Raw genomic sequence first — 24086 nt, forward strand, 5'->3', positions numbered from 1 at the left:
TATCAAATGTCGGCTTCTTTCAACTGCCGATATCGGACCGCCGGCTAGCCCTTAAGGGTCGAGACCGGCGCGACGCGTGAGGGGGAGCGCCAGTCTTGAACACGACGATCATGCTGTTCCTGCTGCAGGACGGCATCACCAATGGCGCGATCTATGCGTTGCTCGGGCTTGCGCTGGTGCTGGTGTTTGCCGTCACGCGCGTGATCCTGATCCCGCAGGGCGAGTTCGTCACCTTCGGTGCGCTGAGCTACGCCATGCTGGCGACCGGTCAGGTGCCGGGCACGGCGCGGCTGGCGGTCGCGATGGGCGTCGTCGCCTTCGGCCTCGATCTGTATGCGGCACGGCGCTCGCTCCGCTTCAAGCTGGTGGTGCGCTCGGTGCTGCTCAACATCGTGCTGCCGGTGGCGATCCTGGCGCTGACCTACGCCCTGGCCGGTCCCAAAACACCGATTGCTATCAATATCGCGTTGTCGCTGCTGATCGTCGCGGCGATCGGGCTGTTTCTTTATCGCATCGCCTTTCAGCCGCTCGCGCACACCTCGGTGCTGGTGCTGCTGATCGCTTCGGTCGGCTGCCACCTCGCGCTGCAGGGCCTTGGCCTCGTGTTCTTCGGCGCCGAAGGCCTGCGCGGACCTGCGCTGTCGAATGCGGCGTTCACGGTGGGACCGCTGCGCTTCACCGGCCAGAGCATCGCCGTCTACGGCCTGACCATCGCCTTCATCATCGCGCTGTGGCTGTTCTTCGGCTTCACGCTGATGGGCAAGGCGCTGCGCGCCACCGCCGTCAATCGCCTCGGCGCCCGCCTCGTCGGCATCAGGACCACGCTGTCGGGACAGATCGCCTTCCTGCTCGCCTCCGTGATCGGCGCGATTTCGGGAATCCTGATCGTGCCGATCACGACGCTCTATTACGACACCGGCTTCCTGATCGGCCTGAAGGGCTTCATCGCCGCCATCATCGGCGGGCTGGTGAGCTATCCGCTGACGGCGGTCGCCGCCCTGGTGGTCGGCAGCGTCGAGGCCTTCTCCTCGTTCTACGCCAGTAACTTCAAGGAGGTCATCGTCTTCACGCTGATCCTTCCCGTGCTGGTGCTGCGTTCGCTCGCAGCCCCTGCGGTCGAGGAAGAGAAGGACTGACGGCGATGACGCAACGGCTTCCCCTCATCATCTTCGCGATCGTCATGGCGGTGATCCCGTTCATCCCGGGCATACCGCCGTTCTGGATCGTGCTGCTGGACAATATCGGCCTTGCCGCACTGGTTGCGATGGGGCTCGTGCTGCTGACCGGCGTCGGCGGCCTCACCTCGTTCGGCCAGGCGGCGTTTTGCGGCTTCGGCGCCTACACCACCGCCGTGCTGACCACCGCCTACGGCGTGTCGCCATGGCTGACGCTGCCGCTCTCGCTGCTGGTCAGCGGCATCGCGGCGGTCCTGCTCGGTATCGTCACGGTGCGGCTGTCCGGCCATTATCTGCCGCTCGGCACCATCGCCTGGGGCATCGGGCTGTTTTATCTGTTCAGCAAGCTCGAATTCCTCGGCCGCAATGACGGCATTTCCGGCATTCCGCCGCTGAGCATCGGCGGTTTCCGGATGCTCGATCCCGGCACGATCTATTTCGCAATCTGGTTCGCGGTGCTGATCTCGGCCTTGCTGACCATGAACCTGCTGGATTCACGCACCGGCCGCGCCATCCGCGCGCTGCGGCGCGGGCATATCGCCGGCGAAGCGTTCGGCGTACAGACGCCGCGCGCCAAGCTGCTGGTGTTCATCTACGCGGCGGTGCTGGCCGGGCTTTCCGGCTGGCTCTATGCGCACTTCCAGCGCGCCGCCAACCCGACGCCGTTCGGCGCACAGGCCGGCATCGAATATCTGTTCATCGCCGTCGTCGGTGGCGCCGGCTATGTCTGGGGCGCTGTGCTCGGCGCCGGCATCGTGGTGATCCTCAAGGAGATCCTGCAGAGCTACCTGCCGTATATTTTCGGCGGCCAGAGCCAGCTTGAGACCATCGTGTTCGGCATCCTGCTGGTCGTGCTGCTGCAGCTGGCGCCCACCGGGGTGTGGCCCTGGTTGATGTCGAGGTTGCCATTCAAGCCGGCCCGCAAGATCCCTGACACCTCGCTCGAGCTGCCTGCGCGGGTGCGGGCGCCGTCGACACCTTCGGTGCTGCTGCATATCGACAAGGCGCGCAAGCAATTCGGCGGCGTCATCGCCGTCAACGACGTCAGCTTCGACGTCGGGGCGCGTGAGATCGTTGCCCTGATCGGCCCCAACGGCGCCGGCAAGAGCACGACCTTCAACCTGATCACGGGGGTTTTGACGTCGACCGGCGGCGCGATCTCGGTGCTCGGCACCAAGGTCGACAACGCGCCGCCGCAGGAAGTCGTCAAGCTCGGCGTCAGCAGAACCTTCCAGCACGTCAAGCTGGTGCCCGACATGACCGTGCTCGAGAACGTCGCGATCGGCGCGCATCTGCGCGGCCATGCCGGCGCGATCTCCAGCATGTTCCGGCTCGACCGATCAGATGAAGCCCGATTGCTGGCGGAAGCCGCGCGCCAGATCGAGCGCGTCGGCCTCGGCGACCAGATCGACCAGCTGGCGGGAAGCCTGTCGCTCGGCCAGCAGCGCATCGTCGAAATCGCGCGCGCGCTGTGCGTCGATCCGCTGCTGCTGCTGCTCGACGAGCCCGCCGCGGGCCTCCGCCACATGGAGAAGCAGCGGCTCGCCGCATTGCTGCGCCAGTTGCGTGACGGCGGCATGTCGGTGCTTCTGGTCGAGCACGACATGGGTTTTGTGATGGATCTGGCCGACCGGATCGTGGTGCTCGACTTCGGCACCAAGATCGCCGAGGGCACGCCGGCTGATATCAAGACCAACCCCGACGTGATCAAGGCCTATCTCGGAGCCACCACATGAGCGCGCTGTTGAAGGTGAGCGATGCGCATGTCGCCTATGGCAAGGTCGAGGCGGTGCGCTCGGTATCGCTCGAAGTCGCCGACAACGAGATCGTCACCATCATCGGCGCCAACGGCGCCGGCAAGACGACGCTGCTGAACGCCATCATGGGCATCCTGCCGCTCACGGGATCGGCGGCTTTCGCCGGCGCTGATATGGCTTCCCTCGACATCGAGGACCGCGTCGCGGTTGGACTGAGCCTCGTGCCCGAGCACCGCGAATTGTTCGGCACGATGAACGTCGAGGACAATCTGCAGCTCGGCGCGTTCCGGATTCCGAAGGCGATTGCGGCGAGATCGTTCGAGCGGGTCTACACGCTGTTTCCGCGGCTGAAGGAGCGGCGCAAGCAACTGGCCGGCACGCTCTCCGGCGGCGAGCAGCAGATGCTGGCGATGGGCCGCGCGTTGATGGGCGCCCCGAAACTGTTGATGCTGGACGAGCCGAGCCTCGGCCTCGCCCCGATCATCGTCGCCGACATCTTCCGTACCATCGGCGAACTCCGCGCCGCCGGCGTCTCGGTGCTGCTGGTCGAGCAGAACGCGCAGGCAGCATTGAAGATCGCCGACCGCGCCTATGTGATGGAGCTCGGCGAATTCGTCCTGAGCGGCCCGGCCAGCGACATTGCCACCAACGCGCGCGTCGCCGCAAGCTATCTCGGCTTCACGCACGAGGGCGAGAGCGCGATTTAGCGCTAGCACTGAACCCAACGACGTCATGCCCGGGCTTGACCCGGGCATCCACGTCTATCTTTTGCGACCAAGACGTGGATGGCCGGGACAAGCCCGGCCATGACGGATCGAGTTGAGACTCACTTCGCCGGAACGTACTTTCCGTTGTTCACGGTCAGGATGATGCGGGAGCGGTCGTCCAGGCCGTAGCGGTCTTTTTCGGTGAAGTTGTAGACGCCCTGGCTGGCGGCGATGTCGCGTTCGGTCAGCAGGGCCTGACGGATGCCTTCACGGAATTCCGGCGTGCCGGGCTTGCCGGCCTTCAGGGCCGGCGGAATGACGCGCTTGAGGACTTCAAAGGCGTCGTAGGAATGGCCGGCGAACTGGCTGCGGCTGTTGGCGCCGTACTTGGCTTCATAGGCGGCGTTGAGCGCGAGACCCGGCTTCTTGGTCAGTGCGCTGTCGGGCTGGGTTTCCGGCGACATCACCGGACCGGAAGACATGATCACGCCTTCCGCCGCCGCACCCGCAATACGGATGAAGTCCATGCTGGCGGCGCCGTGGGTCTGATAGATCAGGCCCTTGTAGCCACGCTCACGCAGCGCGGCCTGCGGCAAGGCCGCGGCGGTGCCGGAGCCGCCGACGAGGACCGCATCGGGATTGGCGGCGAGCAGCTTCAGCACCTGGCCGGTGACCGACGTATCGGTACGGGCATAACGCTCTTCAGTCGCCAGGGCTATGCCCATCGGAACGGCCTGGGCCTTGAAATCATTGAACCAGAGGTCGCCGTAGGAATCCGAGTAACCGATGTAACCGACGGTCTTGATGCCGTGGGCCTTCATGTGCTCGTACAGCACCTTGCCCATGATCGGGATCGGCTGCGGCATCGCGACCGACCATTTCATGCGCGCCTCGTTGATCGGCAGCGGCGCCAGCGCGAAATGCGGAATGCCGGCTTCGTTGGCGACGGTGGAGACGGCAATCGTCGGCGGCGTGGTCGACGAACCCATGATGATGTCGGCCTTGGATTCGGTGACGAAGCGCCGCGCGTTGGTGGTGGCGGCGGTCGGATCGCCGCCGTCGTCGAGCACGATCAGTTTCAGCGGCACGCCGCCGATTTCCTTCGGCACGAATTCCAGCGCATTGCGCTCGGGAATGCCAAGGGCCGCGGCCGGGCCGGTGGTGACGATGGTGATGCCGATGACGATTTCATTGGCTTGCGCCAACGCGGGCACGGCCGGCAGCGCCAGCGACGCCGCAATCACGGCAGCGGACAGATAAAACTTCTTCATTCATTCCTCCCTTGGATATTGTTTTAATTTTAGATCAAAAATTGGTCGCCAATTCAGCCCCTTCTTTAGGTCATGCAACGCGCCAAGTCAGCTAACAAGTCAGCCATTTATGCCTCAGCCCCGCATGAACCGCTCGATGATCTCGGGCGGCATCGGAGCCGATTTCAGCCGCGCGGGATCGTCCGGATGCTTGCCGACCAGCACGCGGGTCTCGAACGCCTCGATCGCCAGCGCTTCACCCTTGAACACGTTGTGGACCACCTCGAAGCTGGAGCGCTTGAAGCTCTCGATCCGGCTTTCGATTCTGATCCAGTCGCCATGGGTCGAGGGGATGTGGAATTTCGCCCGCGTATCGACCATGGGAATGCCGACGAGGCCGTATTTGTGGATGATGTCCTGTTTCGAAAAGCCGGCCGCTTCGAACATGATCGAGGTCGAATCGTCGAACATCGCGAAGTAGCGCGGGTAGTAGACGATGTTGGCGGGGTCGCAATCGCCCCACTGGATCTGCACGTCGCGCCGGTTAACGAACATTGGATATCCCTAGAGCCTCATGACGTTGAATTGTACAGGTCCAGCAATTGACACCGGGGTTAGCGGATAGAGCCCCTCACCCCGACCCTCTCCCCGCAAGTGCGGGGCGAGGGAGAAGTAAACGGACCATACTTAGCGCGGGGCCATGCGGAGCGCGGCATCGAGCCGCACCACTTCGCCGTTGAGATATGGATTGTCGATCATATGCAGCGCCAGCGAAGCAAACTCGTCGGCCTGCCCGAGCCGGCGCGGGAACGGGATCGAGGCGGCGAGCGAGTCCTGCGCCTCCTGCGGCAAATTGGCCAGCAGGGGCGTGAGGAACAGGCCGGGCGCGATGGTCAGCACGCGAATGCCGAACTGCGCCAGCTCGCGCGCGATCGGCAGCGTCATCGCGACAATGCCGCCCTTGGAAGCCGAGTAGGCTGATTGCCCGATCTGGCCGTCATAGGCCGCGACCGAGGCGGTCGAGATCACGACGCCGCGTTCGCCTGACTCAAGCGGCTCCAGCTTCGACATGCCTGCTGTCGCGAGCCGCAGCATGTTGAACGAGCCGATCAGATTGACCTTGATCACGCGGTCGAAATCGGTGAGCGCCATCGGGCCTTCCTTGCCGATCACGCGCTTGGCGACGCCGATGCCGGCGCAATTGACCAGCACGCGAGCCGGGCCATGTGCCTTCGCGGCGGCGGCGACCGCCGCTTCTGCCGAGGCGGCGTCCGAGACGTCGCAGACAACGGCGACGCCGCCGATTTCGGCGGCGACGGTTTCAGCGAGCTTGGCGTTGAGGTCGCACACCGCGACCTTGGCGCCCTGCGCGGCAAGCCGGCGCGCGGTGGCGGCGCCCAATCCGGATGCGCCACCGGTGACGATGGCGGCCTGGTCCTTCAACTGCATTGTGTTTCTCCCTGGTAGAATCTTCTCGAAGTTGGGTTTCTGGAGTTCATTTCAGCGTGATGACCTGCGCCGGCGGCGCCGGTGAATAGATCTGCTCGATCAGCGCGCTGCGATGCTCGATCACCGCGCGCTGGTTGATGGAGCCCTTGTCGGTGACTTCGCCGCGATCGATCGACAGCGGCGCATCGAACAGCACCGCGCGCGTGATCCGGGTCGACGAGCCCGTGGCATCGGCCAGCAGCTTCTGGAACCGCTCGCGGAACGCCGCGCGGATCAGCGGATCGGACGCCGCTGCCGCGAGGTCGTTCGCCGGGAGTTTCGGGTTGATCAGACGGCAGCCGTCGAGATCGAGCATGACCAGCGCCGATAATTCGTCGCGGTTGATGCCGGCAATCACGACGTCGCGCACCAAAGGCGCGCATGCCGCAACGAACCGCGCCCTCAAGGGACCGACGCTGACCCAGGTGCCGCTGGCGAGCTTGAAATCCTCGGCGATGCGGCCATCGAAGTCGAAGCCGGCGTCGAAATTGTCGGGATCGACCGGCTTGAGCGCGTCGCCGAACTTGTAAAAACCTTCCTCGTCGAATGCCGCGGCGGTCAGTTCGGGCTGACGCCAGTACCCCGGCGTGACGTTCGGACCCTTGGCGCGGACTTCCAGCTTGCCATTGTTGGGCAGCAATTTTGCGTCATTGCCGAGCACGGGAAGGCCGACATGACCGGAGCGGCTGGTGTCGGGACGTACCGACATGAAGAACGGCGAAGTTTCCGTGGCGCCGAGGCCGGTCAGCATCGGTATGCGAAAACCGGTCTCCTGCACCGCGAGCTCGTCGAGGCTGTTCCAGATGAACGGCGACAGCGCAGCACCGGAGAAGAACATCGCATGCAGCCGTCCGAAGAATTTTGCGCGCAGCGCGGCATCCTCGCGCAGATAAGGCAGCAGCGATTCATAGCCTTTGGGGACGTTGAAATAGACCGTCGGCGAAATCTCCCGGAGATTACGCACAGTCTCCTCGATGCCGCCGGGCATCGGCTTGCCCTCGTCGAGATACATCGAGCCGCCGTTGAACAGCGTCAGCCCGATATTGTGGTTGCCGCCGAACGTGTGATTCCACGGCAGCCAGTCGATGATCACCGGCGGCTCGTCCATCAGGAACGCCAGCGTTTCCCGCAGCATCACCTGGTTGGCGCAGATCATCCGCTGGGTGTTGATGACGGCCTTGGGATTACCGGTGGAGCCTGACGTCAGCAGGAACTTTGCAATTGTGTCCGGGCCAATGGCATCGTGGGCCGCGTCGAGGCGCCAATGCTCCGGCGTCGCCAGCAGGTCCGACAGCAGCGTCACGTCGCGGCCGGGCACCTCGCCGCGCGTTGCCGCGATCTCCGTCCCCAATGAGACGTTGGTGGCAAGCGCATCGGCGAATTTCGTGGCGTCGTCGGCGAAGACGAGGCCGGGCGTCAACAGCTTCATCAGGAAGGCCAGCTTGCCGTAATCGCGCGACACCAGTGAATAGGCCGGCGACACCGGGCAAAAGGGAATGCCGGCATAGAGCGCGCCGAACGCCAGCAGCGCATGGTCGACCGAATTGCCTGACAGGATCACGATCGGCTTTTCCGCCGAAAGCCCGCGCGCCAGCAGCGCCGAGGCGATGCGCCGCGTCGAGGTCAGCAGTTGCGCGTAGGTGATTTTTCGCCAGCCGCCGGTCGTCGCATCGCGCTCCGCCATGAAGACGCGCTCGGGGGCTTCCCGGGCCCAATGATGCAGGCGATCGGTGATGCGGACGGGATAGTCGCGCAATTTGAGCTTCGGCCTGAGATAGATGGTGCCGTCATCGCGGCGCTCGACCGTGACGTCGGGATTGCCGAACGAGATCGCGCGGAGCGGATGGGCGCTGCCGCTGCGCGTGGCGCTTTCAATTGGGGACATGCTGGGCTTGGCGCTCATGTCAGGTCGGTTTCACTTTGGCGGTCTTGCGATCGAGAAATTCACGGATCCGGCGTTTTGCTTCCTTGTCGCTTTGCGCCACCGTGGCCATCAGCGACTCCATCAGGAGGCCGGCCTGCGGATTGGCTTCCGCGATCATCGGCAGCGCCTGCAGCACCGCAAAATTGGTCAGCGGCGCATTGGCCGCGACGCGTTCGGCCAGTTCCAGCGCCTTGGGCAGCGCGCCGCCGGCTTCGGTGAGATATTGCGAGAAGCCATAGGCAGCGCCTTCGGTCGCGGAATAGACCCGCCCGGTCAGCATCATGTCGGTCATCCGCGCCACCCCGATCAGCCGCGGCAGCCGCACCGAGCCGCCGCCGCCGACGAAGATGCCGCGCTGGCCCTCGGGCAGCGCGAAATAGGCTGATGGCTCGGCGACGCGGATATGCGCGGCGCAGGCAAGCTCCAGCCCGCCGCCGATCACCGCGCCCTTGAGCGCCGCAATGACAGGCACGGGGCTGTATTGAATGCGGTCGAACACCCGATGCCACATCTGCGAGTGCCGCAGGCCCTCGGTGGCATCGTGCTCGGTCAGTTCGGACAGATCGAGGCCGGAGGAGAAATGGTCGCCGATGCCATGGATGACCACGGCGCCGGTCCCTTCGGGAAGATTGGCGAAGCAATCCTGGATCGCGAGGATGATGCCATCGTTCAGCGCATTGCGCTTGGCGGGGCGGTTGAGCCCCACGGTCAGCACCGCGCCTGACTTCTCGATGGTCAGCAATCCAGCCTGGTCAGCGGTTGCGGAGGCGGCGTTTCCCATGGATTATTGTTTCCCGTCCAGAATAGTTATATTTTATAACTATTGGCGAGGGAGTCAATCCTCTAACTATTGTCGTCCCGGCGAAGGCCGGGACCCATACGCCGCGGCGCTCATGGTAGTAGAAGGTCTCTAACGCCAGCGCTCTAACGGATGGGCCGCGGCGTATGGGTCCCGGCGCAAGGCCGGGACGACAGCGGTGTTTGTAGCTGCACCGTGCACTGAACGCACTTTTACCTTCTCGCGGCGCATTGCACCCGAGCTTTGCCAGAAACTTCCGTGCCCTCTCATCAAGAGGGCGCAGGGAAGACCGGGTGCGCGCTGCACCCGCGGTCCCGTGTGCGGTTTACACAAAACAAAGTGCACACGAGCATACAGGGCAGCGGAGAACACCCGGCCTTCCCTGCGCAATGGCTTTACGGCTTATGCCGTGATCTCCCCGGAGACGAGTTCTGGGTTGACTCCGTCGCTATCGTTTCCGCTCACGCTTCTCCGACAGCTTGACGCCGGCAACGGGCGCCAGGACCACACGGTTTTGCCGTACGCTTAATCCACGCCGTCGTCAGACGTGAACAAGCGTCCACCGCATCCCGCCGCGCGTTCGTGACGTGCGCACGCCCCTCTTGTCGGGCGGGACGCGACGATTCAAACCGCTGATTTGCCCGACGAGGGAAGCGGAATTTTGCCCGTCGGGTTGTTTTGTCGCAGGCAACCGTCATTGCCTGCGACAAACGCAAAGCGTTTGCGCAAGGGAGCGAAGCGACGAAGCAATCCATTCCTCGGCTGGACGCGCGATGGATTGCTTCGCTGCGCTCGCAATGACGGGAAAAAACCGTTCCCTACAACACCTGATGCACGTCGATGACGACGCGGTCGGTGTGGCGGGCGGCGGAGCCGATGAAGAGGTTTTCCATCAGCCAGCGGTATTTCTCGTGGCCGGTTTCGAATTTCGGCACGGTGCGGAAGTAGATCAGCCTGGGATCGACCGGCTCGCCGCGCTTGAGTTTTTGCAGCAGATCGAGCGGGCCGAAACGCAGACCCTTGTTCTCGACATAGACGGTCGCACCATCGTCGGTCTCGAAGGCGTATTTGGCTTCCAGCTCGATCAGTTCGTTGGGGCGGATGATCTGGAAGTCGGCGCCGAACGGGCAGACCTTGCCGTTGATGCCTTCGCCGCGCACTTCGCCGCCCAGGATCGGGATGATCCGGCGCACGCCGTGGCCGGTCTCGCCGGCCGATGTCACCTCGCCGATGCGGACGGTGAGCGTGAAGACATACTTTGTCTCAAGCTGAGGCGTCATGAAGTTACCCCATCATGCGTTGTGGCAGCCAGAGCGCCAGGATCGGAAATGCAATCAGGATCACCAGGCGGATCAGGTCGGTGACGACGAACGGAATGACCCCGCGGAAGATGGTGGTGAACGACACGTCCTTGACCACGCTCTTGATGACAAAGACGTTCATGCCGACCGGCGGATGGATCAGGCCCAGCTCCACCGTCATCACGATGATGACGCCGAACCAGATCGGATCAAAACCGAGATGCATGATGACGGGGAAGATGATCGGCACCGTCAGGATGATCATGGCCATCGCGTCCATCAGGCAGCCCAGCACCAGATACATCACCATGATCAGCGCGAGGATGCCGTAGGGGCCGAGCCCGAGGCCGGTGAGCAGTTCGGTGACCTTTTGCGGGGTCTGCGTCACCGTGAGGAAATAGCCGAAGATCAGGGCGCCGATCAGCACGGTGAAGACGGCCGCGGCGGTGCGGGTCGCCTGCAGCAGCGAGTTCAGGATTTTTTCCTTGTTGAGCCGTCCGGTAAGCACGCCGATCAGGAACGCGCCGGTGGCGCCGACGCCGCCGGCTTCCGTCGGCGTAAAGCGCGGCAGGAACGGCAGGCCGTAAAGTCCGCCGATCACGAAGACGAACAACAAGACCGGCGCCCAGATGTCTTTCAGGCCGGCGAAGCGCTCGCGCCAGGTGGTTTGCGGTCCCTTCGGCAGGAAATCCGGCCGGAACCAGCCGATCAGCGAGATCGTGATCATGTACATGGCCATCGCGAGCAGGCCGGGAATGATGCCGGCCATGAACAGCTTGCCGATGTCCTGCTCGGTGATGATGCCGTAGACCGCCAGTACCGTCGACGGCGGCAGCATCGCGCCCAACGTGCCGCCGGCCGCGATCACGCCGGTGGCGAAGGATTGCGGATAGCCGAAGCGGCGCATTTCCGGATAGGCGACGGCGGAGAATGTCGCGGCCGTCGCCACCGACGAGCCGCAGATTGCGGCAAAGCCGCCGCAGGCCGCGACCGTGGCGATGCCGAGGCCGCCGCGCAGATGGCCGACAAAGCCGTTGGCGGCGCGGAACAGCTCGCGGCTCATTCCGGAGTTGCTGACGAAGGCGCCCATCAGCAGGAACATCGGAATGACGCCGAACGTATAGTCGGTCACCGTGCGCATCGAGGTCTGGCCGACCATTTTCAGCGCCGGGGTAAAGCCGACGAGATATCCAAAGCCGGTGACGCCGACGAGGCCCATCGCCATGCCCACCGGCACGCGCAGCAGCATCAGCGCGAACAGCGCGACAAATCCGAGAATGGCGACGGCGTCGGTGCTCATGATGCCCTACTCTACCGTGGTTTCTTTGGCATCATGGATGTCTTCCGGATGGAAGATCAGGCGGTAGGTGCGGATCGCGATCAGCAGCACCGCCGAGGCGTCGCCGGCCCACGCGATCGCGAAGAACGGCCAGGTCGGCATCCGCATGTCGAAGGTCAGGACGTTGTCGTTGTAGGTGCCCTGCACCTTGTCGAACAGCGTCCAGGTCTGCACCGCCACCACGAACAGCAGCACCAGCGTCGCGAACACGTCGATCATCCGCTGGTACTTCGGACCGACATTGGCCCAGACCAGATCGACCGTGATGTGCCCGCCGCGATAGCTGGTCGCCGCGATGCCCCAGAAGATCAGGATGCCGAGCATCATGCGGCCGATGTCGAAGGAATCCGGGATCGAATAGTTGAAGATGTTACGCAGCAGCACGGCCAGGAAAATGTTGGCGGCGACGATGCCGACAAATGCCGCCGCGATCCATTCGATCGTATCGATGAAACGATCCATCGAAGCGCGATTCATGTGGGGAGGTCCTTGCCTATCTCTATCGCTCCCTCTCCCGCTTGCGGGGGAGGGTTGGGGTGGGGGTATCGCCACGAGTCGGACCGTCGGTGTGGAGAGAGCCCCCACCCCGACCCTCCCCCGCAAGAGCGGGAGAGGGGGCGCAGCGAGCGCTCCTTACTGCGCCAAAGCGTTTTGTTTTGTCAGTTCGGCGCGAAGCTCGGTCATCGCCGCATCCGGGTCGCCGCCGGCTTTCTTGACATTGTCCGCCCAGGTCTTGACCAGCGGCTCGGACGCCTTCTTCCACAGCGCGGTCTGCTCCGGCGATAGTTTGTAGACTTCGTGGTCGGGCAGCGCCTTGATCTTTGCGACACCGGAGTTCTCGTAGATGCCCCAGGGTTCGCCGACGCGGCCGGCGGCCTCGGTGTTGCAGTTGTTGTCGATCGCCTTCTTCTGGCGATCGGACATCTGGTTGTACTTGTCCTTGTTCATCACGAAGGCAAAGGTCGTGACATAGATCGGCGCCTCGATGTGATACTTCGTCACCTTGTCGATGCCGAACAGCAGCACCGATCCCCACGGGAAGGTGACGGCGTCGGCGACGCCGCGCTCGATAATGTCGCGGACCTCAGGCGCCGACGACTGCACGTTGGTGCCGCCGAGCAGGGTCACGTAATTCGCCATGGTGGCGTGGGCGGGACGGATCTTCATGCCCTTGATGTCGTCGGGCACCACGATCTTCTTGGTGCGCGAATGGAACGTGGAGGGTGAGTGAATGAAGCCGAGGCAGAACTTGACGTCCTTCATCTCCTTCTCGGCATATTTGCGGTACCAGGCGTCGAGCGCCATCGAGCCGCCCTTGGCGTCCGACATCAGGAACGGCAGTTCGCCGGCGCCGATGATCGGGAAGCGGCCAGGCTGGTAACCCGGATTGATGTAGGTGACGTCGGCGATGCCGTCGCGCGCCATGTCGTAATGGTCGAACGCCTTGCCGAGCTGCTGGGCCGGGAACACCTTGTATTTGATGGTGCCGCCGGATTCCTTTTCGACCGCGGAGCCCCAGTCTTCCAGCGCCTTCTGCAGCGGGTGCGACGCCGGCACCCAATGCGACAATTTCAACTCGAAGTTTTTTTCCTGCGCCATCGCAGGCGTTACACTGGCAGCAAGCAGCAGCGCCAAAAACGCTTTTCTCATCGACATTCTCTCCCTTTGCGCATGAAGGCGGGCTTGGCGCCCGGTCTCGTTATTTAACATGTTATATAGTTGGTGCGGCTTTTCAAGCCGAGTTCGGTGCGGCGCTTCCACGCGTCCGCCGACAGGACGGCCTTGCGGTGCAGCGCAACAAACGACAATCTTTCGCGCCAACGCTCTTTGCGAAAATTGTTATATGATATAATTATCATTTCAACACCTCGCGCAAGCGTCGGCGTGCCAATCTGTATCAGACCATGGGAGCAAGCAATTGCGGACTAAAGTCGCAATCATAGGTGCCGGGCCGGCTGGATTGTTGCTTGGGCAACTACTTCACCGCTACGGCATCGATAACGTCATTCTCGAGCGCCAGACCCCGGAATATGTGCTCGGCCGCATTCGTGCCGGCGTGCTGGAAGCCGGCACCGTGGCGCTGCTCGACGAGGTCGGCGCCGGGACGCGCGTCCATCGCGAGGGCCTGGTGCACCATGGCGTGGAACTGGCCTTCGGCGGCGTGCGGCACCGCATCGACTTGCATGCCGCCACCGGCAAGGCGGTGACGATCTACGGCCAGACCGAGGTGACGCTCGACCTGATGAACGCACGCAAGGCGGCCGGCCTCACCACGGTCTATCAGGCCAGCGAGGTCAAGCCGCATGATTTCGATACCGACCGTCCGCGCGTCACCTACACCAAGGACGGGGTTGCCCACGAAATCGACTGCGACTTCATCGCCGGCTGCGACGGATTTCACGGCGTCAGCCGCGCCAGCGTCAAACCCTCGGCGATCCAGACCTTTGAGCGGATCTACCCGTTCGGCTGGCTCGGGATTCTTTCCGAAACGCCGCCGGTCAGCCACGAATTGATCTATTCCAACCATGCGCGGGGCTTTACACTGTGCTCCATGCGCTCGACCCAGCGCAGCCGCTATTACGTGCAATGCCCGCTCGACGACCATATCGACCAGTGGCCGGACGAGCGGTTCTGGGACGAGTTGAAGCGCAGGCTCGACCAGAAGGCGGTCGATGAACTCGTCACCGGGCCGTCGATCGAAAAGAGCATCGCGCCGTTGCGCAGCTTCGTCGCCGAGCCGATGCGGTTCGGAAAAATGTTCCTGGCCGGCGACGCCTCGCACATCGTGCCGCCGACCGGCGCCAAGGGATTGAATCTGGCGGCCAGCGACGTGCATTACCTCTCGAGCGCGCTGCGCGAATATTACGACGAGAAATCCAGTGCCGGGATCGACAATTATTCGGCGAAGGCGCTGACGCGAGTCTGGAAGGCGGTGCGGTTCTCGTGGTGGATGACGTCGATGCTGCACAAATTCCCGGATCAGGGCGAGTTCGGCGCGCGGATTCAGCTCGCGGAGCTGGAATATCTGGTCAGCTCAAAAGCCGCGTCGGCGTCGCTGTCGGAGAATTATGTGGGTTTGCCGTTGTAGACATTCGCGTGGTGGCTATCCCTCATGGTGAGGAGCGCGTCTTCGCGCGTCTCCGGACGATGCTCCGCATCGCCGAGCGAACCATGAGGCCCGCGGCCCATCCTTCGAGACGCCGCTTCGCGGCTCCTCCAGCGACAACGGCGAAGCCGTTGCGCGGGGATGAGGCTGAGTTTGTTGCTGGCTCGGGTGACTCTGCCTGCGCTTACGACACAATCACGGCTCTGCCGCAGGCGTTTCAAACGGGTGCCGAAATCCCGTTTAAAACTTTGTAGGCGGTGACTTCGCAGGCGCGTTGCGTTCAATGACGAGAGACATCGTCAGCACGTGAGCCACACATGACCGCGACCGAAATCCCCGATGGTTTTGAGCTTCACACCCGCAAGAGCCCACTCACCGAGCCATGGGAGCCGCTTTATGCCAAGCGGACCGACAAGGCCGTGGTCATCGGGCTGCGACTTGCAAAACCGCACACCAACGGCCGCGGCCTGATTCATGGCGGGCTGATCGCGGCCCTCTCCGACAACGCGATGGGCTATAGCTGCGCGCAGGCGACGAACTGGACGACGTCATTCGTGACGATCGGGCTCGCGGTTGACTTCGTCGGCACCGCGGAGGTCGGGCAATGGCTTGCGATCGAGACCGAGGTGATCAAGACCGGCCGCACGATTTGCTTTGCGCAGAGCCTGATCAAAGCCGACGACGTCGTGATCGCGCGGGCCAATGCGACGTTCCGCGTGGTGCCGAAGAAAGTTGATGCGTAGGGGCTTACCTCGTGTCCCGGGCGCGGTGCGGCGTTCTTTACGCCGCTCCGCAGAACCGGGACCCACGCGGAGAGATGGGCCCCGGCTCTGCAGCGCACCGCAAGCGCGCTGCGCTGCGCTGCGTCCGGGGCACGAGATTTCTGTCTAGCCAAAATGCCAATCCGCAGTCTCGGTCACGAGATCAATGAATGTCCGCACCTTGGCCGACAGCAGCCGCGAGGTCGGATAGACGATGTGGATCGGCAGCGCCGGCTGCTCGAATTCCGCCAGCACGATTCGGAGCCTTCCCGCCTTCAGTGAATCGGCGGCCTGATAGGCCAGCACCCGGGTCAGGCCCCCGCCCGCTTCCGCATACTGGATCGCGGCGTCGGCGCTGTTGGAGGTAAACCGCGGCGTGCTCGAGACGCGGATCTCACGGCCTTCGGCGGCAAAGCGCCAGTCCGGTGCGGCGGTCATGGCGCCGAAATGGATGGTATCGTGCGTAGCGATCGCCTCCGGCGTTTTGGGCTCCCCGCGCCGCTTGAGATAATCCTTCGAGGCCACCACGATCCGCCGCATCTCGCCGACATGGCGCGCGACCAGCGTCGAGTCCGGCAAATGGCCGATCCGCACCGCGAGGTCGACGCCCTCTTCCACCAGATTGATCATGCGGTCCGATAGCCTGAGATCCGCCGAGACGTCGGGATAGCGTTTCAGATAGGCCGTCATCACAGGGCTGACGTGAAGCCGGCCAAAGCCGTTCGGGGCGGATACCGCCAGCCGGCCGCCCGGCCTGGTGCGCTCGCCCTCGGCGGCGCTTTCGGCTTCCTCGACATCACTGAGGATCTGGCGGGCGCGCTCGAGGTAACGGGCGCCGGTATCCGTGAGCGTCAGGGATCGGGTGGTCCGCTGCAGCAGCCGGGCGCCGAGACGGTCCTCCAGCGCCGCGATCAGCCGCGTCACGCCTGATGGCGACAGCCCTAGCTTGCGCGCGGCAGGGGCAAAGCCCTGCAAATCGGCGACGGTGACAAAGGCCTGCATGGCTTCGATACGGTCCATGCCAATTATTTCATATATTGCAATAGTGTCGTGTCAATCGGGATGATTGTTTTAAATTCGGGAGATAGCATCTTATTGACCAGCAGAGGCGCACCGGCGCCATCGAACTTGGCAGGAGCAACTCCAATGTCAGACGTTCACACCTATTCCAGCGACGTTGCCTTCACCCCGGCGGTGAAGGCGGTGCAGTCGCGCAAGGGATCGCGCGACGCCTATGCCCGCGTCGAACAGAACGGCGGCTGGCGCACCGAGATCGATGAAAACCTCGCGGGCTTCCTGGGCGAAACCAACAGTTTCTATTTCGCCACCGCCTCGGGCGCCGGCCACCCCTACATCCAGCATCGCGGCGGCCCGAAGGGCTTTGTCAAAATCATCGACAAGAACACGATCGCGTTCGCCGATTACAGCGGCAACCGGCAATACATCACGCAAGGCAATCTCTCGGAGAACCCGCAAGCGCATATCTTCGTGATGGACTATGCGCACCGGAGGCGCGTCAAGATCTGGGGCGAGGCGCGCGTGGTCGATGACGACCCGGCACTGACGCAGGCGTTGATGCCGAAGGGCTATAAGGCGCGGCCCGAACAAGTCATCCTGTTCCGGATTTCGGCGTGGGACACCAATTGTCCGCAGCACATCCCGCAAAAATTCGACGCGGGCGACGTTGCGACGGCCTTGGCCTCTCGCGACGCCCGCATCGCCGAACTTGAAGCGGAACTGGCCGCATTGAAGGGCCAGCCTGCATCGAGGACCTGAGCGGTGCACTCATAAATCGATCATGTCCGTTTGGCCGCCAGGCGCGGTAGTATCAGGCTGAAGCGGCCCGGACCTGGAAACCGGAAACCTTCGCACCCGCTGGACGACCAGGCGAACATTCAAGGGGAGACGCCATTGCCTGGAACAGTCACTTCCCGAGCCGCGGCATTGCTGATGCTCTGGAGCGGCGTAGGTGCGCTGATGGCTGACGCATGGGCGACACCGCTGGAGCGCGTAGAGTTTGAAAGCGCCTCTCAGCGGCTCGTTTCAGGCACGCTCATTCCGGGCGAGCGCATCCAGGGCGATCTGGCCAAGCCCGATGGCGCAGGGCCTTTTCCCGCGGTCGTCGGACTGCACGGCTGTGCCGGGATGCACGACACGACAAAGCAAAAATTGACCGATGAACTTGTCGCCCGGGGCTATGTCGTCCTGCTCGTCGACAGCTACGCAACGCGACTTGGTACCGATCACGCCTGCACATCAAGCGCGTTTGCCACCTTCGTCAGGCGCAGGCCGGATGCTTACGGGGCGCTCGTCTTCCTGGCTGGGCAAACCTTCGTCGATCCGCGCCGTGTGGCTGCGGTCGGCTTCTCGGCAGGCGCTCGGGTTGCCCTCTCTGTGGCGGAGCCCAATTCGTTCGAACTGTTCGGCCCTCCAAGCACTCTGCAGTTCCGGGCGGCGGCGGCGTTCTATCCTCCGTGTCAACAGGCCATGGCGCGTCCGGGGATACCCACGCTCATTTTCACCGGGGCCCTCGACGATTGGACGCCGGCGGCAGACTGCTCCGGTAAGATCGCCAGCTGGGGCAACGACGGGCCGCCAGTCGAGCTCGTTGTCTATCCCGGCGCGTACCATGGATTCTATTACCCGCACCTGAAGCCCGGCACGACCCTGTTTGGTCACTGGCTGGAATACGACGGCGAGGCAGCGGGCAATGCAAGTCAGCGCCTGCACCGGTTTCTCGATCGCCATCTCAACTGAGGGCATGCCGATAGCGGCAACGGAGGCTCGTCCAGCTGGCATCCATGCGCGTATGGTTGCGCTAACGGGCCCACGTCAGAGCAAGTTCGGCTGGACCCACAATGAAAAACTCGCCCGTTTCGTCTACGGGCGAGTTCTTACGCGTCAGCCGATCAATAGACCGAGCAAACGTTGATCACACCGTACGAGGTCACCCGCCAGCAGCCGTAGCCATGGGCGTGATGATGATGACCGTGATGGTGGTGGCCGTGGTGGTGATGGCCATGATGATGGTGGCCATGATGGTGATGGCCGTGGTGATGGCCGTGATGGCCATGGCCACCGTGCCCGCCGTGGCCACCATGCCCGTGCCCACCAGCGAACGCCGCGCTATTGATAGACAGCGAGGCAGTGCTCAGAGCGAGAACTGCAATCGCCGAAACAATGAGCTTCTTGATCTTCGTCATAGTCATTCTCCCGATTGGTGCAGCGCGAGTACCGCCTGCTGTGATCGGGAACGTAGCCAAGCTCAAAGTCGCGCGATGTGACGGAGATCACTCAGGCCGCTGGAGCGTGCCGGTCCTACCCGGCACGCCGGAGATGCGGAGTATTGGCTTCGCGTCATTCGCGGCGGTTTGATCGAACGCCGGCGACTTCCGGTCTACCCCCGCCAAACATCGCGCGGCTGCGTGCGCGCCACGACACCTCTGACGGTTTGCAACCTGATTTGTAACCAGGGTGCCGAAGCCTCACGCGCCGCTTTCCGGTCCTTGATCCAGATCAAGTTGATCGCCTTCAATCTGCCTTGAAATCCAGCTGCACTTCTTTTTGTAATTGAGTTCATCCGATGCATATCTGGATCCGAACACCGATTGCGATCGTGGTGGCGCTCGCGTCTTTGGGCGCGATCACCGAGCGGGTGCGCGAGCCTGATGTCACCGACACTGAAATTCGCATAGGGAACGTTATGCCCTATAGCGGGAATTTGGAGGCGTTCGGAGCGATTGGAAAGGCCGAAGCCGCGTATTTTGAGATGATCAACGAGCGTGGCGGGATCAACGGCCGCAAGGTGCGCTTCATCTCCCGTGACGACAAATCCAATCCGTCGACCGCCCTGGAACTTACACGCGACCTGATCGAGACAGAGAATGTCTTGCTGATGTTCGGTTCTTTCGGAACTCCGGGGAATTTTGCCGTCCGCACATACCTGAACGAGCGGCAAATTCCTCAACTCTTTGTCGCCTCCGGAGACGATCATTTGAGCGATCCAACCCTGTTCCCCTGGACAATGGGCTGGCAACCCTCGATTCGAGAAGAGGGGCGCATCTACGCCAACTACATCCAGGCGTTCTACCCCGGAAAAAGGATCGTCGCGCTTTGGCAGAACGATCATTTTGGTCGTGAACTGTTCAGGGGGCTGCAAGACGGGCTCGGGGACATCGCCCGGATGATCAAGGTCGACATCGCCTACGATGTCGCAGACGAGCATCTGGGCACACACGTATCGGTCCTGAAGCGATCAGGCGCCGAGATTTTTGTATTTGCGGGCGCGCCTGCGGACCTGACGAAAGTGATCCGAAGCGCGGCGGAACTGAACTGGCACCCGGTGTTCCTGCTGAACCACATGTCGTCGTCGATTGCGACGGTGCTAAAGCCTGCCGGCCCGGAAAAGGCCCTGGGAGTCATCACCGCTACCTTCCTGAAGGATGCCAATGATCCGGTCTGGAAGGACGAACAAGCCGTCAAGGACTGGCAGACTTTCATTGAAAAATACAACCGGGCCGGAGGCAACGACGACAGTGCCGCCATGTTCGGCTACGCGGCCGCCGAGACACTCGCCCAGGTGCTCAGACAATGCGGCGATGACCTGTCTCGCGACAACGTCATGAAGCAGGCAGCGGCCCTCGAAGACTACCAGGGCTCGATCTTGCTACCCGGAATCAAAATCAACACTGGACGTTGGGATTTCCGGCCGATCAAACACCTGCGACTGGTTCAATTCGACGGCCGTAGCTGGCAACCGATCGGCGACGTGCTCGAAACGGCTTTCTCCCGGGCCCAAAAATAGCTGCGTGCGGGCGAAACAACAGACCAATTTGCGTCGGAGAAACGGACGACGCGCAATCCCGCCCGTCGCCGATCTCAGAGTTCATCCTTACGCAGCCTCCTGCTGCAGCGGCGCCCAGCCGAATTCGGGATAATATCGCAGCATCATCCGGTCGACATAGGCGGTCAGGTTGCCGAACTTCTCGGTCTGCTGCCGCAGCGGCGATTCGAAGTACGGCGTCAGGATGCCGGCAATCGCACCGAAGGCGGTGGCATCGGTGCCGCAAGGCGTGTCGCCAAACAGATAGGGCTTGTCGCCGAGCTGAACCGACAGCGCAAACAGCGAGCGGACCGCAAGGTCGACATCCTCTTCCGGAGCGTGGCGGCCGAGACCGCTCAGCAAGTAGTTCTCCGCCACCCGGAACTGCGCGTCCTCGCGCAGCTTCTCACGCAGGTGATCCGGCGCGCCGTCGAAGAAGTGCGCCGGCCCCTTGGCGAAATTCTCGGTATCGACCCAGCGGGCGCCGACCAGCGCCCAATAGACATGGTGCTCGATCATCCGCTCGAACGCCCAGGCTTGCGCCCGCGCCTGCAGCGACAGCGGCGCGTCGAAATCGAAGCCGTACTTGCCCTCGATATGGGCGCGGATGAAGGTGGAATCGGCGATGCTCTCGGCCTCGTCGACGATGTATGGCAGCTGCCCCTTGGGCGAGGCCGGCGGCATCGCCTTCTCCTTGCGATAGGCAAGTCCAGCCATCTTCAGCTGGACCTCGGTCTTGGTCACAAAGGGGCTGATTTCCGGCAAGCCAAAGCCGGTGCCGAAGCCATAAAGCGTGATCATCCGAAAAACTCCTGATTTCCTCAAGAACGTGGGGGAAGCCTAATGGCGCCCTGCTGCCACCGTGGTGTCAGCAGCAGCAATGCCGGCCGCGACCTTCCTCTTCCCGCGGCGCACGACGCCCGCGGGCCCACGACAGCAACTGCCCTTGCGCAAAGCCGCACATTGCTGTGAATGAACGCCATGCCAGCTCGACCATCGCCCAGCGCAGATCTGACGTGACGCAGTGGATGGAAACCAGCTGTTCCAGGGCGAAGGCCTGGGTATTCGTAAGACGCCTGCGGCTTCCCAGGGGACCAAATTCGCTGAAAATCGTCATGGACAAATTCCCTTCAGTTGAGGTGTTGTCCCGATATACCGACCCCCTGCTGCCAACATGCTGTCAGCATCAGCCAGGCGGGCTTACGAAAAGAGCCAAGAAAAGAGACTCGCCATGAGACGCGCCGACCGGCTGTTCCAGATCATTCAGGTGCTCCGGCGCACGCGAAAGCCGCTGACGGCGGACGCGATCGCGGCCGAACTCGAGACCTCGAAACGCACCATCTATCGCGACATCGCCACGCTGATCGAACAGCGCGTGCCGATCCGCGGCGAGGCCGGCATGGGCTACATCCTGGAGAAGGGATTCGACCTGCCTCCGTTGATGCTGACGCCCGACGAGATCGAAGCCGCCGTGCTCGGCGCGCAATGGGTCGTAGGTCATGCCGATCCCGTGCTGGCACGCGCCGCGCAGGACCTGATGGCGAAGATCGCCGACACGGTCCCGGAACGGTTGCGGCCTTTCGTTCTCGAACCTGCAAGCCGCGCGCGGTCGGTCTGGAACCGGGAACCGGACCGTATCGACATGGTGCGGACACGCGCCCAGATTCACGAGGGCAAGAAGATCACCCTGGACTATCGCGACGAACATGGCCGCGAGAGCAAACGCACGATCTGGCCGATTGCCATCGGCTATCACGAAGCGGTGCGGATCATGGCGGCGTGGTGCGAGCTGCGGAAGGATTTTCGGAGCTTTCGCACCGACCGTGTCGTCGACGCGGTGTACCACGACGAAAAATATCCGGAGCGGCGCGATTTGCTGCGGGCGAAATGGCGGCGCAGCCTGGTCTGGGAAGCCCCGAAGGATACGTAGAGCAACCTCCACACGAACCGTACGAATCGCGGCAGCACCCCCACCCCAGCCCAAGAGCGAGCTTCGCTCGTCTCGACCCCCGCAAGTGCGGGAGAGGGAGCGCAGTTCCATCGCGGGCACAGTTCGATCTTCTCGTCATGCTCCGGCCGCGACTGGTCGGGCGCATCATTCCGCGCTAAACGGCAGCGATGGATGAAGCCGGATCAATGATTGCCAGCGAAAGCCCCTGCCAGGCCTGCGGCGCCTGCTGCAGCTATTCGCAGAACTGGCCGCGCTTCACGACCGAGGACGATGCCGACCTCGACCTGATCCCGGAAAAGTTCGTCAACGACCGGCTGTCGGGAATGCGCTGCGACGGCGACCGCTGTTCGGCGTTGTCGGGCAAGGTCGGCGAGGCGACGGCGTGCACCATCTATGCGGTGCGGCCCGAGGTATGCCGGACCTGCATGCCCGGCGATCCCGAATGCGCGATGGCGCGGAAGAGGCATGGGCTGGCGGCGCTGGTGTAGCTCACTGCTGTCGTCCCGGCGCAGTCAGATGCGCAATTGCGCATCGGGGGACCCATACGCCGCGGCCCGTGTTGTTGGAAAAGAAAGATAACGACCAGCGTGCGAAACAATTTCTGCCGGTAGCTATGGGTCCCGGCGTTCGCCGGGACGACGGACTTACGCCGGCACCGCTTCGGCGAGGTCTTCGTCGTCGATTTCGTCTTCAACCGGAGCGAAGGTGGAGAGCGGCTTGGTCGAAAGCGTGATCGGCTTGCGGTTGCCGTAGGACGACGAGGGCGCGGAGCGCGCGGCCGGCTCGCGGGACAGCGCGTAGAGGGTCGAGCCGACGCGCCCGCCCAGCGAGATCAACTCGCGCTCGGTGCAGCTGGCGGCAATGGCGAGGGCCAGCGAGTGCAGGTGGCTGCGGCGGTAGCAGAACAGCGCCAGCATCGCGCGCGTCTCGGAGGAGACACTCTCCACCAGAAGCGGCAGGCCGTTGGCGTTGGCGCGGTACATCTCGCCGAGCAACTCGTCCCGGACCGGGCAGAAATCGTTCTCGAAGGCTTCGCGGCTTGAAAACATTGCGGTTCTCCCTATGCGGAAGATGCAGTGCAATACTCTAACGAAAGGTTAACCACCCGTACCAGTAGTGTTCCGGTGCTCTTGCCAGTTTCGACCAAATCGGACCGGCGCAGCCGGTGATTCGCCTGGCGCGAATTGCGCCTAAACCCCTGCCGCCACGGGCTGGCCGGCGGTCACGTGCAGACCAGGGCAGGCTATGCGTGAGGGAGGCTGGTGCCTATCCGGAATACTCCGGTCCGTAGGCCGGATCAGTTCGCCGCCATGAAGATCGCCAGGCCGAAGCCGGTGAGATGGTGCAGCGCCTGATCGACGCCGATCAGCGTCCAGAACCAGGGATGCTCATTCTCCAGCGTCACCCCGAAGGACGATGCGCAGATCCCCTTGGCGCGATCGATCGTGATGTGGATGGCGAAGTCGATAAAGGCGACGAACCAGAACCGCGGCGCGACCACCATGATCAGCAGCAACGATGTCACGAGATGCACCGAGCAGTGCGCCAGCAACGGCATCGCCCAGCCGGTCTTCTGGTCCTTGCCGATCGCCATCCAGGAAGTCTGAAAAATGAAGTCGGCAATGATGTGCTTCACCGTGAGAAGCAACATCCATCCCACCAGCGCAGCAACCGGGACCGACGACGACATGGAAGGAAACAACAAA

The 24086-nt window shown here is 63.0% G+C and carries 25 protein-coding genes; 11 read left to right on the top strand and 14 right to left on the bottom strand.

Going from position 1 to position 24086, the window contains the following annotated elements:
- The first annotated feature begins 95 nt into the window (after positions 1-95).
- The 3 genes from JQ600_RS07250 to JQ600_RS07260 are packed head-to-tail and all read left to right on the top strand — an operon-like array spanning position 96 to position 3639.
- The gene (locus JQ600_RS07250) at positions 96-1136 is read left to right on the top strand and encodes a branched-chain amino acid ABC transporter permease (protein ID WP_212390128.1); all 1041 of its coding nucleotides are present in this window, start codon (positions 96-98) and stop codon (positions 1134-1136) included.
- Positions 1137-1141: 5 nt separating this feature from the next.
- Positions 1142-2911, top strand: coding sequence for an ABC transporter permease subunit (locus JQ600_RS07255; RefSeq protein ID WP_212390127.1), 1770 nt, complete (start codon positions 1142-1144; stop codon positions 2909-2911).
- Positions 2908-3639 (top strand): ABC transporter ATP-binding protein, encoded by a 732-nt coding sequence (locus tag JQ600_RS07260; protein WP_212390126.1) that lies wholly within the window; start codon positions 2908-2910, stop codon positions 3637-3639. Before JQ600_RS07255 ends, JQ600_RS07260 begins: the two co-directional genes overlap by 4 nt.
- 119 nt (positions 3640-3758) lie before the next feature.
- On the opposite strand, the gene JQ600_RS07265 is transcribed toward JQ600_RS07260, so the two are convergent.
- From JQ600_RS07265 to JQ600_RS07305, 9 genes are all read right to left on the bottom strand, one after another.
- Positions 3759-4910 (bottom strand): ABC transporter substrate-binding protein, encoded by a 1152-nt coding sequence (locus tag JQ600_RS07265; RefSeq protein WP_212264978.1) that lies wholly within the window; start codon positions 4908-4910, stop codon positions 3759-3761.
- Positions 4911-5024: 114 nt separating this feature from the next.
- Positions 5025-5444 carry a thioesterase family protein gene (locus JQ600_RS07270; protein WP_212264977.1) on the bottom strand — a complete coding sequence of 140 codons (420 nt, stop codon included), beginning with the start codon at positions 5442-5444 and terminating at the stop codon, positions 5025-5027.
- A 132-nt stretch (positions 5445-5576) separates the two neighbouring features.
- Positions 5577-6338, bottom strand: coding sequence for an SDR family NAD(P)-dependent oxidoreductase (locus JQ600_RS07275; RefSeq protein WP_212206156.1), 762 nt, complete (start codon positions 6336-6338; stop codon positions 5577-5579).
- A 46-nt stretch (positions 6339-6384) separates the two neighbouring features.
- Positions 6385-8280 carry a feruloyl-CoA synthase gene (locus JQ600_RS07280; protein WP_212390125.1) on the bottom strand — a complete coding sequence of 632 codons (1896 nt, stop codon included), beginning with the start codon at positions 8278-8280 and terminating at the stop codon, positions 6385-6387.
- A gap of 1 nt (position 8281) precedes the next feature.
- Complete coding sequence (locus tag JQ600_RS07285; RefSeq protein ID WP_192737098.1) at positions 8282-9082, bottom strand: crotonase/enoyl-CoA hydratase family protein; 801 nt, start codon at positions 9080-9082, stop codon at positions 8282-8284.
- Between the two features lie 836 nt (positions 9083-9918).
- A complete protein-coding gene (locus JQ600_RS07290) occupies positions 9919-10380 on the bottom strand; it encodes a DUF3237 domain-containing protein (RefSeq protein ID WP_212390124.1) in 462 nt (153 codons plus the stop codon).
- 4 nt (positions 10381-10384) lie between these two features.
- On the bottom strand, positions 10385-11701 hold the full coding sequence (locus JQ600_RS07295) for a TRAP transporter large permease (RefSeq protein WP_211999387.1): 1317 nt from the start codon (positions 11699-11701) through the stop codon (positions 10385-10387).
- Between the two features lie 6 nt (positions 11702-11707).
- Complete coding sequence (locus JQ600_RS07300) at positions 11708-12217, bottom strand: TRAP transporter small permease (protein WP_192737094.1); 510 nt, start codon at positions 12215-12217, stop codon at positions 11708-11710.
- 156 nt (positions 12218-12373) lie between these two features.
- Complete coding sequence (locus tag JQ600_RS07305) at positions 12374-13390, bottom strand: TRAP transporter substrate-binding protein (RefSeq protein ID WP_212390123.1); 1017 nt, start codon at positions 13388-13390, stop codon at positions 12374-12376.
- Between the two features lie 268 nt (positions 13391-13658).
- Between JQ600_RS07305 and pobA the strand changes: the two genes are divergently transcribed.
- Together pobA and JQ600_RS07315 are read left to right on the top strand one after the other, a co-directional pair.
- The gene (gene pobA / locus JQ600_RS07310) at positions 13659-14828 is read left to right on the top strand and encodes a 4-hydroxybenzoate 3-monooxygenase (protein WP_212269755.1); all 1170 of its coding nucleotides are present in this window, start codon (positions 13659-13661) and stop codon (positions 14826-14828) included.
- Between the two features lie 335 nt (positions 14829-15163).
- Complete coding sequence (locus JQ600_RS07315; RefSeq protein WP_212269754.1) at positions 15164-15589, top strand: PaaI family thioesterase; 426 nt, start codon at positions 15164-15166, stop codon at positions 15587-15589.
- Positions 15590-15733: 144 nt separating this feature from the next.
- On the opposite strand, the gene JQ600_RS07320 is transcribed toward JQ600_RS07315, so the two are convergent.
- Positions 15734-16627 carry a LysR family transcriptional regulator gene (locus JQ600_RS07320; RefSeq protein WP_212269753.1) on the bottom strand — a complete coding sequence of 298 codons (894 nt, stop codon included), beginning with the start codon at positions 16625-16627 and terminating at the stop codon, positions 15734-15736.
- Positions 16628-16753: 126 nt separating this feature from the next.
- On the opposite strand from JQ600_RS07320, the gene JQ600_RS07325 reads away from it, so the two are divergent.
- The 4 genes from JQ600_RS07325 to JQ600_RS07340 all read left to right on the top strand — a co-directional run bounded on the left by JQ600_RS07325 (position 16754) and on the right by JQ600_RS07340 (position 20411).
- Complete coding sequence (locus JQ600_RS07325; RefSeq protein WP_212390122.1) at positions 16754-17383, top strand: pyridoxamine 5'-phosphate oxidase family protein; 630 nt, start codon at positions 16754-16756, stop codon at positions 17381-17383.
- A 135-nt stretch (positions 17384-17518) separates the two neighbouring features.
- Positions 17519-18364 carry a dienelactone hydrolase family protein gene (locus JQ600_RS07330; protein ID WP_212390121.1) on the top strand — a complete coding sequence of 282 codons (846 nt, stop codon included), beginning with the start codon at positions 17519-17521 and terminating at the stop codon, positions 18362-18364.
- Between the two features lie 212 nt (positions 18365-18576).
- On the top strand, positions 18577-18891 hold the full coding sequence (locus tag JQ600_RS07335; protein WP_212390120.1) for a hypothetical protein: 315 nt from the start codon (positions 18577-18579) through the stop codon (positions 18889-18891).
- Positions 18892-19190: 299 nt separating this feature from the next.
- Complete coding sequence (locus JQ600_RS07340; RefSeq protein ID WP_212390119.1) at positions 19191-20411, top strand: ABC transporter substrate-binding protein; 1221 nt, start codon at positions 19191-19193, stop codon at positions 20409-20411.
- A gap of 87 nt (positions 20412-20498) precedes the next feature.
- Here JQ600_RS07340 and JQ600_RS07345 read toward each other — a convergent pair whose 3' ends face one another.
- Both JQ600_RS07345 and JQ600_RS07350 read right to left on the bottom strand, forming a co-directional pair.
- Complete coding sequence (locus JQ600_RS07345; protein ID WP_212390118.1) at positions 20499-21230, bottom strand: glutathione S-transferase family protein; 732 nt, start codon at positions 21228-21230, stop codon at positions 20499-20501.
- A gap of 67 nt (positions 21231-21297) precedes the next feature.
- Positions 21298-21546: a hypothetical protein gene (locus tag JQ600_RS07350; RefSeq protein WP_212390117.1), complete on the bottom strand. Its 249-nt coding sequence runs from the start codon at positions 21544-21546 to the stop codon at positions 21298-21300.
- Between the two features lie 114 nt (positions 21547-21660).
- On the opposite strand from JQ600_RS07350, the gene JQ600_RS07355 reads away from it, so the two are divergent.
- Both JQ600_RS07355 and JQ600_RS07360 read left to right on the top strand, forming a co-directional pair.
- Positions 21661-22359 (top strand): YafY family protein, encoded by a 699-nt coding sequence (locus JQ600_RS07355; protein WP_211999372.1) that lies wholly within the window; start codon positions 21661-21663, stop codon positions 22357-22359.
- A gap of 206 nt (positions 22360-22565) precedes the next feature.
- Positions 22566-22868, top strand: coding sequence for a YkgJ family cysteine cluster protein (locus JQ600_RS07360; protein ID WP_212269746.1), 303 nt, complete (start codon positions 22566-22568; stop codon positions 22866-22868).
- 156 nt (positions 22869-23024) lie between these two features.
- Here JQ600_RS07360 and JQ600_RS07365 read toward each other — a convergent pair whose 3' ends face one another.
- Both JQ600_RS07365 and JQ600_RS07370 read right to left on the bottom strand, forming a co-directional pair.
- Positions 23025-23429: a hypothetical protein gene (locus tag JQ600_RS07365; protein ID WP_212269745.1), complete on the bottom strand. Its 405-nt coding sequence runs from the start codon at positions 23427-23429 to the stop codon at positions 23025-23027.
- Between the two features lie 248 nt (positions 23430-23677).
- Positions 23678-24031: a DUF3307 domain-containing protein gene (locus JQ600_RS07370; protein WP_212269744.1), complete on the bottom strand. Its 354-nt coding sequence runs from the start codon at positions 24029-24031 to the stop codon at positions 23678-23680.
- Between the last annotated feature and the right edge of the window lie 55 nt (positions 24032-24086).

Source organism: Bradyrhizobium sp. AUGA SZCCT0176 (assembly GCF_018130145.1).
Taxonomy (GTDB): Bacteria; Pseudomonadota; Alphaproteobacteria; order Rhizobiales; family Xanthobacteraceae; genus Bradyrhizobium.

Bases quoted from the DNA above. Each gene is read 5' to 3' on its own strand.
- JQ600_RS07255 (WP_212390127.1), top strand. From the start codon at position 1,142: ATGACGCAACGGCTTCCCCTCATCATCTTCGCGATCGTCATGGCGGTG.
- JQ600_RS07260 (WP_212390126.1), top strand. From the start codon at position 2,908: ATGAGCGCGCTGTTGAAGGTGAGCGATGCGCATGTCGCCTATGGCAAG.
- JQ600_RS07265 (WP_212264978.1), bottom strand. From the start codon at position 4,910: ATGAAGAAGTTTTATCTGTCCGCTGCCGTGATTGCGGCGTCGCTGGCG.
- JQ600_RS07270 (WP_212264977.1), bottom strand. From the start codon at position 5,444: ATGTTCGTTAACCGGCGCGACGTGCAGATCCAGTGGGGCGATTGCGAC.
- JQ600_RS07275 (WP_212206156.1), bottom strand. From the start codon at position 6,338: ATGCAGTTGAAGGACCAGGCCGCCATCGTCACCGGTGGCGCATCCGGA.
- JQ600_RS07280 (WP_212390125.1), bottom strand. From the start codon at position 8,280: ATGAGCGCCAAGCCCAGCATGTCCCCAATTGAAAGCGCCACGCGCAGC.
- JQ600_RS07285 (WP_192737098.1), bottom strand. From the start codon at position 9,082: ATGGGAAACGCCGCCTCCGCAACCGCTGACCAGGCTGGATTGCTGACC.
- JQ600_RS07290 (WP_212390124.1), bottom strand. From the start codon at position 10,380: ATGACGCCTCAGCTTGAGACAAAGTATGTCTTCACGCTCACCGTCCGC.
- JQ600_RS07295 (WP_211999387.1), bottom strand. From the start codon at position 11,701: ATGAGCACCGACGCCGTCGCCATTCTCGGATTTGTCGCGCTGTTCGCG.
- JQ600_RS07300 (WP_192737094.1), bottom strand. From the start codon at position 12,217: ATGAATCGCGCTTCGATGGATCGTTTCATCGATACGATCGAATGGATC.
- JQ600_RS07305 (WP_212390123.1), bottom strand. From the start codon at position 13,390: ATGAGAAAAGCGTTTTTGGCGCTGCTGCTTGCTGCCAGTGTAACGCCT.
- JQ600_RS07315 (WP_212269754.1), top strand. From the start codon at position 15,164: ATGACCGCGACCGAAATCCCCGATGGTTTTGAGCTTCACACCCGCAAG.
- JQ600_RS07320 (WP_212269753.1), bottom strand. From the start codon at position 16,627: ATGGACCGTATCGAAGCCATGCAGGCCTTTGTCACCGTCGCCGATTTG.
- JQ600_RS07325 (WP_212390122.1), top strand. From the start codon at position 16,754: ATGTCAGACGTTCACACCTATTCCAGCGACGTTGCCTTCACCCCGGCG.
- JQ600_RS07335 (WP_212390120.1), top strand. From the start codon at position 18,577: ATGGGCGTGATGATGATGACCGTGATGGTGGTGGCCGTGGTGGTGATG.
- JQ600_RS07340 (WP_212390119.1), top strand. From the start codon at position 19,191: ATGCATATCTGGATCCGAACACCGATTGCGATCGTGGTGGCGCTCGCG.
- JQ600_RS07345 (WP_212390118.1), bottom strand. From the start codon at position 21,230: ATGATCACGCTTTATGGCTTCGGCACCGGCTTTGGCTTGCCGGAAATC.
- JQ600_RS07350 (WP_212390117.1), bottom strand. From the start codon at position 21,546: ATGACGATTTTCAGCGAATTTGGTCCCCTGGGAAGCCGCAGGCGTCTT.
- JQ600_RS07355 (WP_211999372.1), top strand. From the start codon at position 21,661: ATGAGACGCGCCGACCGGCTGTTCCAGATCATTCAGGTGCTCCGGCGC.
- JQ600_RS07360 (WP_212269746.1), top strand. From the start codon at position 22,566: ATGATTGCCAGCGAAAGCCCCTGCCAGGCCTGCGGCGCCTGCTGCAGC.
- JQ600_RS07365 (WP_212269745.1), bottom strand. From the start codon at position 23,429: ATGTTTTCAAGCCGCGAAGCCTTCGAGAACGATTTCTGCCCGGTCCGG.
- JQ600_RS07370 (WP_212269744.1), bottom strand. From the start codon at position 24,031: ATGTTGCTTCTCACGGTGAAGCACATCATTGCCGACTTCATTTTTCAG.